Genomic DNA, 12,699 nt, shown 5'->3' with positions numbered 1-12,699 from the left:
ACTTTAAATATATTGGAGATTTTATGGATATCTATTGTGATTTTAATACCGCAACTCCACTAAAGAATGGACATTATAAGCCATTAGAGGAGAAAGAACAGTTAAAAGATCAACTTTTGCTAAATATCAGATCTTGTCTTTTATACCTATTACCAAGGGGAACTTTTCGTGGTGATAAGTTTTATATAGGCAATGTACAAGGTGATAAAGGAAAGAGTCTAGTAGTAGAATTAAGTGGCAGTGAAGCTGGCCTATGGCATGATTTTGCAACAAAAGAAGGTGGTGATATCATTGACCTTTGGGCAGAAGTACATAGAAAAAGCACTAGAACAGAGTTTCCTGAAGTAATGGCTTCTATAGCTCAGTGGCTTGGAAAAAAACACACTAATTACAAAGAGCAGAAAAGCATCAAATATCTAGAACAATTTTTGACTTGCAGTTGGAATTACTACGATGAAGACAATCAGATTATTGTTAAGGTTTATCGTTATGATCCACCTGAAGGAAAAGAATATCGCCCATTTGATGTTAAAACATTGAATTATGCTGCACCAGAAATAAGGCCACTCTACAACATTCCAGGAATTTTAAAGTCTGATAAAGTTGTTCTGGTTGAAGGAGAAAAATGTGCAGAAGCGCTGATAGAACAAGGGATTGCAGCCACAACAACAATGTCTGGAGCAAACGCAGATGTCAAAAAGACTGATTGGTCACAACTAAAAGGTAAACATATTATTATTTGGCCAGATAATGATGAATCAGGTAAGAAGTATGCTGAAAATGCTACAAAAAAGCTTTTGGATGTTGGAGTTGCATCACTTGCTGTGCTTGAGATTCCGCAAGGTAAACCTGAGAAATGGGATGCTGCTGATTGTGTAGAGGAAGGCATAGATGTCAAAGAGTTTTTAGCTTCAACTCCGTTACTTACTATTGATACTCCAGCTACTGATACTTCAAATATGAAAAGTTTAGAAAGATCTACAAAACAGCCACTTAACATTTTAGATTGGAGTGCAGAGCGCTTTGTAGGTCCGGTACCAGAGCAAAAGTTTCTTGTTGAAGGTCTATTTCCTTTAGGTGTTACTTCAATAATAGCAGCAATGGGAGATACAGGCAAAGGTATGCTTCTTCTTGACCTAGCGCTTAAGGTTGCAAGTGATAAGGATCAGATGTGTGGCTTTGGTTCACTTGTTACTGAACACGGAACAGTAGTAATTTTTTCAGCAGAGGATGATGCAGGTGAGATACACCGCCGCTTGAAACGACTTGACCCTAAGTGTGAAAGGTTGAAACATAAAGATAAATTATTTATTGTACCACTGCCAAACGTTAGAGGATCACTTACAATACTCAGAAATGTTCGTGGTAAAATCGTCGAAGTTTCTCCTGAATTCGAATCCATAATGAAACAGCTCGAGGAAATTAAAGATCTGAAATTGATAGTATTTGATCCACTTGCTTCATTTATCCATGCAGATATAAATGCTGATCCTGCTGTAGGGGATTATCTAATGTGCTTATTATCTGATTTAGCATGTAGTACTGGAGCTTCGATAATTACTGCTCATCACATGAGAAAGCCAAAAGGAGAAAAACCAATATTAACTGCTGAACAAGCACGCGATGCAATTAGAGGTACCTCTGCTCTTGTTAATGGTGTTAGATGTTCCTATGCTTTTTGGACAGTGGAAGATACAGCTAAGCCAGAGATCTTTAGGTCAATGGGGGAGATTCCAAGACAAAATGCTTTATTTTATGGGGCGGTTGTTAAGGCAAATGGGTTAGCTGATCGCACTGTACGTACTTACCTAAGAAATCAAGAAACAGGGCTACTAGAAGATATAACAGCACAATTGAAAGTTAAAAACATTAGCGATAAAAGTCTTAAGATATATCTTATCGATGCAATTAAACGATCTGCTATTGCAGGGCATCCATTTACTCATACAGGAAGTGCAGGAGTATATAAACAACGGCATAGACTGCCTGAAATTTTTCACAATATGGGAAGAGATAAATTAGAACGTATGATACAGGAACTTTTACAGGTAAAACAGTTAGTAAAAGGAATGTCTAAAGGTTCAAGAGAGGATAAGTGGCTTGACGTTACAACAGGACCCTTTGCTTGTGGTATAGGAAAATTCACCCCTGGAGCTGAAGATCTTAACTGCAAATAAAACTTCTGTAGGTAAATTCTTTACAGCTATTTTTAATAGATCTCTTATTCAAATACTTGTTCTGTAGGCTTTGTTGCATTGCTCCTAACCATACTTTTCTATATATGGATATATACAATATTCAGTTGCTAGTTTACGTTGAATGCTACAATAGATAGATATATAGTAGAATGGAGAAACAACCAGAAATAGCTAAAACCATACCAGATGGGCTATTGGTTTTTCAACAGCTATGCAAGAATATTTTTACAAACAGACATTAATCTCTTAAAAATTGATATCTATTATAGGTAGCATTATATTCCTAATTCCTAGGTTATCAGCTAAATAGTTAGAAATCAAGGAAGCTAGACTCTGCATAAAACCTAGGCTTTTTGACCTACATTCCTAAAAGTATTCCTAGCAACTACGCACCTAAAGTTAGCCAATATGGCTGATTTTGCTATTCCTAAAACCCTTATATATTATATATATATAATAACAATAGTAATAAATATAAATTAATAAATATATAAACTACAAATAAATAAAACTTATCAAAAAGAAAGAAGAGCAAAAAGACCACTACAAAACTTATTAGGATATTTAAATTGAATAAGAAAGAACAAATGGCTCATAATTGCGTTTTAAGACGATCCTGTGACTTCAGGGTACAATTATACCACCAAGACCTAAATTACTCATGTAGGGTAGCTTAAAACTCGATTACGAGGCATTTCTAAACTATTTTTTACCCCAAACTTTTATTTACTACAAGAAAGCCTAAAACCAGTCTATCATGTTTTTTTGTTGGTTGCAAAGAAAATTTTTCAAACCTAAAGAACAAATGGTTAGTAGACTTTTTGAAACGTTATTTTTGCAACAGCCAACTTATGTCACTTCTATCATAGAGAGGGTAACAAAATACTCCTACCCTTTAAAACGCTTTAGGAGGTCCTTACAACACTATTTGTAATTTAGATATAAAAGTTCGTCTTTTTTAAATTAACGCGTGTAGCCTCCCTAAAAACTCGAATAAAAGGCATCTTTAGTAACCCAACTATTGCAAAGTAAACTTACTAGTAAGTTTAACACATTTTTTACACTTTGCAAAGAAAATTCTTCAAAAAAGATTGAACGACTTGTGAAGGGGTTAATGGAGACTTTATGAAAATACAACAACTTTTATTGCAAACCTCTGAGCAATTGATTGCAAAATTCTCAGTAATGAAATCAGCAAATTGTAGATGAAGCTCAAGGAAAAAAGTTACTGCCATAGAAGAAGAAACAGAAGCTACAGAACTCTTAACCCGCTTAATAGTTCAAAATGGAGACAAAGATCGAAATTTATTTATTTACGTCTCTAATTTTATCACGTATAATGGAGATAAAACTTCCACTATTTATTAGTAATAAAAAGCAACTTAGTTTATATTTGGTTTTTAGAATAAACTTATTTTCAATATGATTGACACTTTAACTTTAAAAGAAGGAGATATTGAAACTACTGCTTTTGATAATAGCAATTTTACTAGAGTATTACACGATGGAGAATGGTGGTACGTAATAACAGAAGTAATAGCTTTTCTGACAGGTAGTAAGAACCCATCTGACTATCTAAAAAAGATAAAAAGCAGAGATATAGGGCTTTCTGAAGGATGGGGACAATTTGTCACCCCCCTTGAAATTAAAACAAAAGGTGGTAAACAGAATGTTAATTGTACAAATGTTGAGGGGTTGTTTCGTATTTTGCAGTCTATTCCTTCCAAAAGAGTTGAACAATTTAAACGTTGGCTTGCAAAAGTCGGGTATGAAAGGCTACAAGAATATGAAAACCCTGAGCTTGCACTCAAACGAATCTATGCCGATTATGCTGCAAAAGGGTACCCTCAGGAATGGATACAAAAGAGAATAGAATCGATAGCTGTCAGAAATCAACTAACAAAAGAATGGGGTAACAGAAATATATCTGACCACAATAATAAGTATATTGAAGGTAGGGAATACGCAATATTGACAGACGTAATTTCTGAGGGAACGTTTGGAGTAAAAACAAAGCATCATAAGGAAATAAAAGGCTTGAGGAAACAACCACTAAGAGACCATATGACACCAATTGAATTAATTTTTAACATGCTAGGAGAACAGGCTACCATTGATGAAATAAAAGATAAAGATGCACAGGGCTATAATAAAAATTTAGAAGCGGCAAAGGAAGGAGGCAAGAACGCAGGCACAGCAAGAGAGGCATTTGAAAAAGCGAGAGGTGTGAAAGTCGTTTCTTCAGATAACTTTTTAAAGAGGATTAAAGATTAAAGTTCTCACTATGAGAAACCTCTGAATTTTATGGTTTAAAACGTTTTAGAAGGCTATTATAGCGTTATTGATGATTTAGATAGGTTTTGTATGTTTTTACCAAAAACTCATGTAATCTCTTCTCAGATCAAGTAAAAAGTTGTTTCCAAAATGGAAAGAACTCAAATAGTGAAGATTTCTGTTGTAAAAGACATAATGCTCTTTTTAATTTCTTAGCTGTCTTAAAATTATTTTAACTTTTTTTCAGAAAATCCCGGAAAAAGTAGTAAGAAATCCGGTATATATTAGTATAGAGACATTGAGTGTAGATGTGCTTCAAACACAAAAGTCGGCAAACAAAAAGATTGAAGAAAGCAAAAGAAATTTAGGCTTTTACGTAATTGAGAATTTGTATTTTTTTAGATAAGGCAAAAACTGTGTTTTAAAGCTAGATGCGACTTTAGAGTCAACCAAAGCTTAAAACTCAATTACATGAATTTTACTTTTTCCATTATAACATCTTTTACTTCTCGTCAACACAGTTAACGAACTACCACAGTAAAAGGGTTAATACGGTAACCATAATCTCTACGCGATGATCCAGGCCAACCAACTGTTTGAATCACATCATTACGTTCGATGTTTAGTCCTAACTTTTTAGCTAAGGTGGTTTTTATTGTCCTTTGGATTGTGTTTAGTGGTTTTCTGATGTGATGTTCTGGATCTGCTTCTTGATCAAGATTTAGATGTTTTTCTATTTGAGCTATGCTAAGCAACGTGTGTTTTTCAGGAGGCAATTCTTTTTTACAGTCATTCAAAAATTGTTCAAATAATATGCGAAAAACTTTCATACATGCTACAGCTTTCTTATTCAGAATCTCTATATTGTTTACGTAAAGTGAGCCTTCTACCAATTGTAACTCTAGTAATTCTTTCTCTCTAGCAGGTTCAATTTGCTCAAGTGAAGTATGTAAAATTTGCATTGAAGTATTTGGTATTAACTCTGGTACTCCTCTTTGTACTGCTTCTTGAAATATTTCAATTAAAGTCCTACGCTGACAGAAAAGGTCAACCATTTCTACTATAGGCAAATCAAGAGGTATGTCTGGTATGTTTTTTCTCAGTATTACTAATACGGTTGGATTGACTCTTAGCCTATCTATGGTTAAGAATGTTGGATTGGTGCAAAAATCAAGAACAATGAGATTTACAAATTTACCTTGTCCACCAACATGATAAACTCCTCTTTCCACCTTTTGCCACATGAAATGCGTATTACTTAGCTGACCTTCAAACCAATGCATGATTTTCTCTGGGTTTAAATATACAGATAAGCGATGAAATCTTTGCTTCTTATAGGTGTTAGGCAAAATATCACGGTTGCAATTTTCACAAATTATATTATCGCATGCTTCATCAAAGTCCTCATCAATGAAAATCTCATTGTTACAGTATGGATCAACTATATTTGGCCAATCTAATTTATCTTGTCTATGAGAGCAGATAATATAGGACCTCTCTTGCATCTTAATTAATTCAAGATCTGACAAATACTTTGCTGCTTTGATATAATTTTGATTTGAATTAACCCAGGAACTACCAGAACTAAAAATGTCAGAAATTTGCTCTTGGCAAGATTGTAAGACCATAAGACTGTTTCATATATGCTTTAAAATCTTCTCTTTCTTTTTTATTCAATGGATGTTCGGAATAATAAATTGCTATATACTCACCACTGGACTTAAAAAATAATCCTATCTTTTTGCCTTGAAATATTATCTTCATCAATTCAATAGATTTTAGTATATCACCAATAGAAGGGTGTAAAATATAGAGCTCAGATGCAATAGGATCATGTGGTATAACGGTTAAAGTAATGCAAGTGTTGCTATATTTAAAACGATTTGACTGAAATTTTAACTCAAAAGTGAATATATTTGAATCAGAGCCATCAACACAAACTTTAATGAATTTATATACTTGCTCTGCAAAGTTTTTATCCTGCACATTTACAAAAACACATTCAGAGCTAAAATAACGACTTGCAATGCTATTTGCTATCTCTGTAGCTTGATCAATATTTTTGGCAGTAAGATCTACTTGAGTACCATTAACTAGAAAATCCAAAATCATCCAATCTGGCTTATGACCATGAATAACCTTGTTTGAGTTGAGTAGTAAATCTATACCACTAGCTCTACGCACTAATACATACAAACGATTTTGATGGTAGAAGAAACCTTGTAATTGATTTTCAAAACCGTCATTTCGTTTAATGTCGTCTTCTTCCAATATCTGCACTATGGTTTCCTGAGAGATGAAGTCTTTAAATGGAACATTTGGTTGTCGTGGTGTCTCTTGTAGAGCAAATGATACAGAACCTTTTCTTTGTATTTTTTCAAAGTGATAGACAGACTTTAAAAGGTTGTGATCTACATGAAACAATAGAAATAACAAAGACTTTTTGTCGTATTTATTGTTACCTTTTAGAAGGTAGGATTTCATGAGCTCTTCAGTCAATGCAGATTTTGCAATTTCACTGACAGTAGCTTCAAGTTTTGCACGTTCAAAACAGCTAATCAGATAATAAATAACTAGAGAGTCTAAATGTTTAGCAATCATTTTACGTTTATATTGTATGGATGTGTTATCGTAGTGTTCATCATCAAAGAGTTGACCATTTAGTTTGTCTTTAAAGCAGTGTTGAAAGATAATACTTAACTGCCTACCAGAAAGTGAATTCATCCAGGAATAACGCACTTCTGTATTGTGAAAACGCTCAAGTAAGTAGTTAACTGGTACTTCTAAATCATCTTCCCAGAATTTACGGTTTGGATAAATTTGCATAAAAGATTAAATAATACCGTGCAGCATAATATGGTATTTACATTGTTAAGATAGAAATCTGAAAGTCTTGACCAAGAATTATACAATGGGTGTTTACTGATTTTTAACCAAGTTTTTTTCTAAAAAGTTTGTTTATGAAGAAGATTTTTTGGACAAAAATTTTTCAAATCCTGAATATATATTATATAGGTATTTTACACTCTAGCGAAACAAATTCTGAATATAAATGTCCGTTTTAACACTCGACCTCGGCAAACAAACCGGCTGGGCAATTTTGATAGATGGGGTAATTCAAAGTGGGAGCGAAAGTTTTCATGGTAATCGTTTTAGCGGAGGTGGCATGTGCTTTTTGAGTTTCCGTAATTGGCTTAACTCTTTAGAACATAAGTTCACTGCAGTGTATTTTGAGGAAGTAAGAAGACATTTAGGTACTGATGCAGCTCATTGCTATGGTGGTTTTTATGCCGTTCTGACTGCTTGGTGTGAGGAAAACAACATTCCCTACAAAGGTGTGCCGGTGAAGACGATAAAGCGCTTTATAACAGGTAAAGGCAATGCAAGTAAGGGTGAAGTTATTGAAGCTATAAAGGGCAAAGGTTTTTTTCCTCAAGACGATAATGAAGCAGATGCTTTGGCATTGATGTTCTATGTTAATAATTTTAGTAAAGATTTTAATATGCTAGATAGCGCATAGGAAGTGGGTCCTTCCCGCCAGCCAGGCTGATTTGGGAGCGAAACCCCAGGCCTTCTCCAGCGTCAGACGTATTTTGATTATTAACTTTTTAACAAGTTATTAAGAATTTAAACATAGCAATTTAATACACTAATATGAACTTAGCAACACACTACTATCCTATTGAAAATCTTGTCGAATATGAGCGTAATCCTCGCAAGAACGACGATGTAGTAAACAGAATGTGTGCCTCTATTCGGGAATTTGGTTTTCGTATCCCAATAGTTGCAAAAAGCGATGGCACTGTGGTTGATGGTCATTTAAGGCTTAAAGCAGCAAGAAAACTGGGTATGGAGAGTATTCCAGTGGTGCTCAGTGATAACTTAAGTGAAGCCCAAACCAAAGCTTTTCGGTTACTAGCAAATCAATCAGCTAACTGGGCAAAGTGGGACGATGATCTTTTGAAGTTGGAAATTCAAGAGTTAGAAGACTTGGAGTTTGACCTTAAAATGACTGGATTTGAGCTGGAAAAGGTTCAACGTTTTCTCGACAACATTGATGGAGAGGTAGAAAGAGGAGAAAAAGAGGGAGTGGAATTGGTTGATAAAAAGTCAGTAGTGTCGAAACCAGGGGATCTATGGATTTTAGGTGGTCATCGAATCTACTGTGGTGATAGTTGTCTGGTTGAATCATTTAAAGCGGTATTAGACGATAAAATGGCAGATATTACCGTATGTGACCCTCCGTATAACGTAGCATATGGTGACAGTCAGGAAAGAGAAGATAAAAAAATACTAAACGATGATCAAGGTGAAAATTACGAATTGTTCCTTTATGACATTTGTACTCATGTTTTAGCATACACCAAAGGGGCAATTTACATTTGTGCATCATCATCCGAGCTGGCAACGCTGCAAAAGGTATTTGAAGAAGCAGGTGGTCGTTGGTCGACATTTATAATTTGGGCAAAGAATCATTTTACGCTAGGAAGATCTGATTATCAAAGACAATACGAAACAATACTCTACGGTTGGAAAAATGGCAATAAACGTGAGTGGCATGGGGGACGCAATCAGAGTGATCTCTGGTTTTACGATAAGCCAACGTACAACTCACTGCACCCAACGATGAAACCAGTGGAGTTAATGGAGAGAGCGATAGTAAACAGCAGTAGACCAGGAGACATAGTTCTTGATCCATTTAGCGGGTCTGGAAGTACATTAATTGCCTGTGAGAGGACAGGAAGAATCTGTAGAACCATAGAACTTGATTCCGCCTTCGTAGATGTAACGATAAAGCGTTGGCAAGTATACACGGGAAGAGAAGCGATACTTTCCAATACTGGCAAGACTTTTGCGCAAATTCAAGAAGAAAAACGGTAAAAAAGGGGTGAAAGAGGGAAAAATAACGCAGACGGAATGGGCAAGAGAACTGGGAGTTTCAAAGCAATATGTCTGTTATTTAGTAAAGAAAGGAATAGTTGAGCTGGAGGATGGTTTGATTGACCGAGAACAAGCAAATAGAGCAATAGAAGCAATACGAGATCCAAGTCAACCACTGAGGAGAAAAGGTAGAGAAGAAGGGGAAAAAAGAGGAAATAATGAACTTTCCACGATGTTGCTTAAAACTCGGATTAAAAACGAGATGGAGCGGGGAAAACTGCTCGAGGCAAAAGCAAAAGCTGAAATTGGTGAACTTATCTCAGTAGAAGAAGTAAAGACTGAAGCATTTAATGTTGCAAGAGTGGTTCGTAACAATCTTTTGAATATCCCAGACAGAGTATCAGCATTACTGGCATCGATGAACGACACAGAAAAGATCCATGAAACATTAACTGAGGAAATCAGAACAGCTTTAGAAGAGTTAGTGGAAAATACATTTCAATGATACTAAGGAAGCACTTGATAGGTTTAATAAGTCTAATTCACATATTAGTTGCAATACTGATTTTAAGTAAGGCATCAGCAGATACTTATTGCAGACAAAAAATACCTCTTTTTCTCCTTAAAAGTGCAACAATTGCAGCATTATGATATACAGCAGTAGTTTTTATGCAGGGCTAAGGCCAGATCCACCACTAAAAGTATCAGAGTGGGCAGATAAGAACCGTCAGCTTTCGACGATAGCATCATCAGAACCAGGAAAATGGAGGACAGAGAGAACACCCTACCTTAGAGAAGTAATGGATTCACTTTCTTCGTCTTCACCGGCTGAAAAAGTGGTATTCATGAAAGGAGCACAAATTGGCGGAACAGAAGCAGGAAACAACTGGATCGGCTACATTATCGACCAAACACCAGGTCCAATGTTGGTAGTACAGCCAACAGTAGAAATGGGCAAGCGTTGGTCAAAGGGAAGATTTGCGCCGCTCATTGAAGATACGCCATGTTTAAGGAGTAAAATAAAAGATCCAAGGTCGAGAGATTCAGGCAACACTGTACAAAGTAAGGAATTTCCGGGAGGAACGGTAGTAGTAACAGGTGCCAATAGTCCAGTGGGTTTGCGTTCAATGCCGGTAAGATATCTTTTTTTAGATGAAGTAGATGCATATCCAGGAGATTCAGGAGGAGAAGGGGATCCAGTTCTTCTCAGTATCGCGCGAACTAATACATTTACGCGGCGAAAAATATTCTTGGTTTCAACACCAACGGTTCACGGAATAAGCAGAATAGAGAAGGAATTTGAGAATTCAGACAAACGATACTTTTTTGTACCTTGTCCACATTGTGATCACTATCAGGTGCTGAAATGGCCACAGATAAAGTGGAAAGATAAAGATCCCTCAACAGCCCACTACGTTTGCATAGAGTGTAGGGGAGAAATAAAAAATCATCAGAAAACAGAGATGTTAGCTAGAGGTGAATGGAGGCCTACTAATCCAATAAAAGGTGAAAAAAAAGGATTCCACCTTTCAAGCTTGTATAGCCCAGTTGGTTGGTATAGTTGGAAACAAGCAGTGGAAGATTTTCTGCATGCAAAGGAAAATGAACAATTACTGAAAGTTTGGATAAATACAACACTCGGAGAAACCTGGGTAGATAAAGGAGAAGTACCAGACTGGAAGCAACTATTTGAGCGTCGAGAAAATTTTCCGATAGGCATGGTGCCAAAAAGTGGAAAAATAGTATTGACGGCAGGGGTTGATGTACAAAAAGATCGTTTAGAAGTAGAAGTGGTAGCGTGGGGAAGAAACCGAGAAAGTTGGTCAATAGACTACCAGGTATTTGAAGGAGATCCAGGAGGGGAAGAAGTATGGGGAAAACTTTCGGAATTATTAAATCATCATTTTATCGGTGAAAATGGGCTTGAATACATGATAAGTATGATGGCGGTTGATGCTGGGTATGCAACACAAGAGGTATACAACTGGGTAAGAGGTCACCAAGGGTCAGGGAGAGTAATGGCAGTAAAAGGGGCAAACAAAGCGCTAGTGCCACTTAGCAGCCCAAGTAGAGTAGATGTAACAGTTAGCGGACAAAAGCTAAAGAGAGGAATGAAGCTGTGGCCAGTTGGGGTATCGATATTAAAGTCCGAGCTTTTCCAATTACTTAATGTTTTAACAGAAGGGGCGCCGGGGTATTGTCATTTTCCCGAATATCCACCTGAATATTTTAAGCAACTTACTGCAGAACAACTAATTACCAAGGTAGTAAAAGGGTATACCAAACAAGAGTGGCAAAAGATAAGAGACCGAAATGAAGTACTAGATTGCAGAGTTTACGCAAGAGCAGCATCAATAGCACTGGGAATAGATAGATGGCCAGAGAGTAAGTGGGAGAGTTTAGTAGGAGAAAAAGCTAGAAAGTCAAAAAGAGTGAGAAGAAGTCAATGGTTGAATGAGAAAAGTTGATGTACAACCAAGAATATTTAACTCAAGTAGAAGAAGCGATAAAGAAGCTACAGAGCGGAGAGAGAGTAGTATCGATTGCATATGGTGACCATGTGGTTAGGTATGGAGAAGTTCAGATAAAAGATCTATTGGACTTAAGACAACGCATTAAATCTGAATTGAAAGTCGCAGTGAAGAGAAAAATTGTTATTTCAACGAATAAAGGAGTGGTATGAGAAGTTGCATGGTAGAAAATGGATACCCAGATTTTCTAGAGCATTTGAGGTATATGATAGCTACCGCTACACCAGGTATGCTTATAAATGCAGTGATAGATTTGTCGCACTGGAATCAGGACATAGATTTTAGATTAACAAAAGAAGATGGCATATTAGGTATAATTCACAAAGCAACCCAAGGACTAAAATATGTAGATGGTGAGTATGCAAAAAGAAGAAAAGTCGCTGAGGAAGAAGAAATTCTCTGGGGAGCATACCATTTTGGAGTGGGAGAAAACGGAAAAGACCAAGCTGAGCATTTTTTAGAAACAGTTGGTGATACTTCTGAAGTATTGCTAGCTCTTGATATAGAAGAAAATAAAGATGGAGAAAGTATAACACCAAAACAAGCTGAAGACTTTGTTAATCGAGTTTATGTAGTAACGGGACGTTTGCCGTTAATTTATGGGAATGCGTATTTTCTAAAAGATTTTGCAACGCCGATTTTAACTGAATGTCCACTATGGCTAGCAAAATGGCAAGCAGAGCCAACACTACCAATAGGATGGAAAAAATGGACTTTATGCCGATGGTAAAACAGGTCCTAAACCAAATTCAGTAGAAGGAATAGGACCATGCGATAGGAACAAATTCAACGGAACATTAGAAGAATTAAAAGAT

Annotated in this window: 10 protein-coding genes; 8 read left to right on the top strand and 2 right to left on the bottom strand. The window is 36.2% G+C overall.

From position 1 onward, the window contains the following. Positions 1-23 precede the first annotated feature (23 nt). A complete protein-coding gene (locus tag INQ25_RS00960) occupies positions 24-2,177 on the top strand; it encodes an AAA family ATPase (RefSeq protein WP_213862823.1) in 2,154 nt (717 codons plus the stop codon). Between the two features lie 1,443 nt (positions 2,178-3,620). Further along, positions 3,621-4,472 carry a BRO-N domain-containing protein gene (locus tag INQ25_RS00955; RefSeq protein ID WP_213862822.1) on the top strand — a complete coding sequence of 284 codons (852 nt, stop codon included), beginning with the start codon at positions 3,621-3,623 and terminating at the stop codon, positions 4,470-4,472. 521 nt (positions 4,473-4,993) lie between these two features. Here INQ25_RS00955 and INQ25_RS00950 read toward each other — a convergent pair. After that, a complete protein-coding gene (locus INQ25_RS00950; RefSeq protein ID WP_213862821.1) occupies positions 4,994-6,100 on the bottom strand; it encodes a hypothetical protein in 1,107 nt (368 codons plus the stop codon). After that, a complete protein-coding gene (locus INQ25_RS00945; protein ID WP_213862820.1) occupies positions 6,066-7,298 on the bottom strand; it encodes a hypothetical protein in 1,233 nt (410 codons plus the stop codon). Before INQ25_RS00945 ends, INQ25_RS00950 begins: the two co-directional genes overlap by 35 nt. Before the next feature lie 226 nt (positions 7,299-7,524). Between INQ25_RS00945 and INQ25_RS00940 the strand changes: the two genes are divergently transcribed. The 6 genes from INQ25_RS00940 to INQ25_RS00915 all read left to right on the top strand — a co-directional run bounded on the left by INQ25_RS00940 (position 7,525) and on the right by INQ25_RS00915 (position 12,614). Then, positions 7,525-7,992, top strand: coding sequence for a crossover junction endodeoxyribonuclease RuvC (locus INQ25_RS00940; RefSeq protein WP_213862819.1), 468 nt, complete (start codon positions 7,525-7,527; stop codon positions 7,990-7,992). Between the two features lie 134 nt (positions 7,993-8,126). Then, positions 8,127-9,353: a DNA modification methylase gene (locus tag INQ25_RS00935; protein ID WP_213862818.1), complete on the top strand. Its 1,227-nt coding sequence runs from the start codon at positions 8,127-8,129 to the stop codon at positions 9,351-9,353. Positions 9,354-9,360: 7 nt separating this feature from the next. Beyond that, on the top strand, positions 9,361-9,858 hold the full coding sequence (locus tag INQ25_RS00930) for a hypothetical protein (protein WP_213862817.1): 498 nt from the start codon (positions 9,361-9,363) through the stop codon (positions 9,856-9,858). Between the two features lie 142 nt (positions 9,859-10,000). Next, a complete protein-coding gene (locus INQ25_RS00925) occupies positions 10,001-11,821 on the top strand; it encodes a phage terminase large subunit family protein (protein ID WP_213862816.1) in 1,821 nt (606 codons plus the stop codon). Continuing rightward, on the top strand, positions 11,821-12,036 hold the full coding sequence (locus tag INQ25_RS00920) for a gpW family head-tail joining protein (RefSeq protein WP_213862815.1): 216 nt from the start codon (positions 11,821-11,823) through the stop codon (positions 12,034-12,036). Before INQ25_RS00925 ends, INQ25_RS00920 begins: the two co-directional genes overlap by 1 nt. After that, complete coding sequence (locus INQ25_RS00915; RefSeq protein WP_246484041.1) at positions 12,033-12,614, top strand: glycoside hydrolase family 25 protein; 582 nt, start codon at positions 12,033-12,035, stop codon at positions 12,612-12,614. The genes INQ25_RS00920 and INQ25_RS00915 overlap by 4 nt, the downstream gene beginning before the upstream one ends. Positions 12,615-12,699: the final 85 nt, after the last annotated feature.

Origin of the sequence: Wolbachia endosymbiont of Rhagoletis cerasi (assembly GCF_018454475.1) — a bacterium.
In the GTDB taxonomy this organism is placed as follows: domain Bacteria; phylum Pseudomonadota; class Alphaproteobacteria; order Rickettsiales; family Anaplasmataceae; genus Wolbachia; species Wolbachia pipientis.
Note: the sequence above shows the minus strand (reverse complement) of the source record. Positions and strands in the feature narration are given on the sequence as shown.

Excerpts from the sequence above, each read along its gene's own strand:
- INQ25_RS00960 (WP_213862823.1), top strand. The coding sequence starts at position 24 with ATGGATATCTATTGTGATTTTAATACCGCAACTCCACTAAAGAATGGA.
- INQ25_RS00955 (WP_213862822.1), top strand. The coding sequence starts at position 3,621 with ATGATTGACACTTTAACTTTAAAAGAAGGAGATATTGAAACTACTGCT.
- INQ25_RS00950 (WP_213862821.1), bottom strand. The coding sequence starts at position 6,100 with ATGGTCTTACAATCTTGCCAAGAGCAAATTTCTGACATTTTTAGTTCT.
- INQ25_RS00945 (WP_213862820.1), bottom strand. The coding sequence starts at position 7,298 with ATGCAAATTTATCCAAACCGTAAATTCTGGGAAGATGATTTAGAAGTA.
- INQ25_RS00940 (WP_213862819.1), top strand. The coding sequence starts at position 7,525 with ATGTCCGTTTTAACACTCGACCTCGGCAAACAAACCGGCTGGGCAATT.
- INQ25_RS00935 (WP_213862818.1), top strand. The coding sequence starts at position 8,127 with ATGAACTTAGCAACACACTACTATCCTATTGAAAATCTTGTCGAATAT.
- INQ25_RS00925 (WP_213862816.1), top strand. The coding sequence starts at position 10,001 with ATGATATACAGCAGTAGTTTTTATGCAGGGCTAAGGCCAGATCCACCA.
- INQ25_RS00920 (WP_213862815.1), top strand. The coding sequence starts at position 11,821 with ATGTACAACCAAGAATATTTAACTCAAGTAGAAGAAGCGATAAAGAAG.
- INQ25_RS00915 (WP_246484041.1), top strand. The coding sequence starts at position 12,033 with ATGAGAAGTTGCATGGTAGAAAATGGATACCCAGATTTTCTAGAGCAT.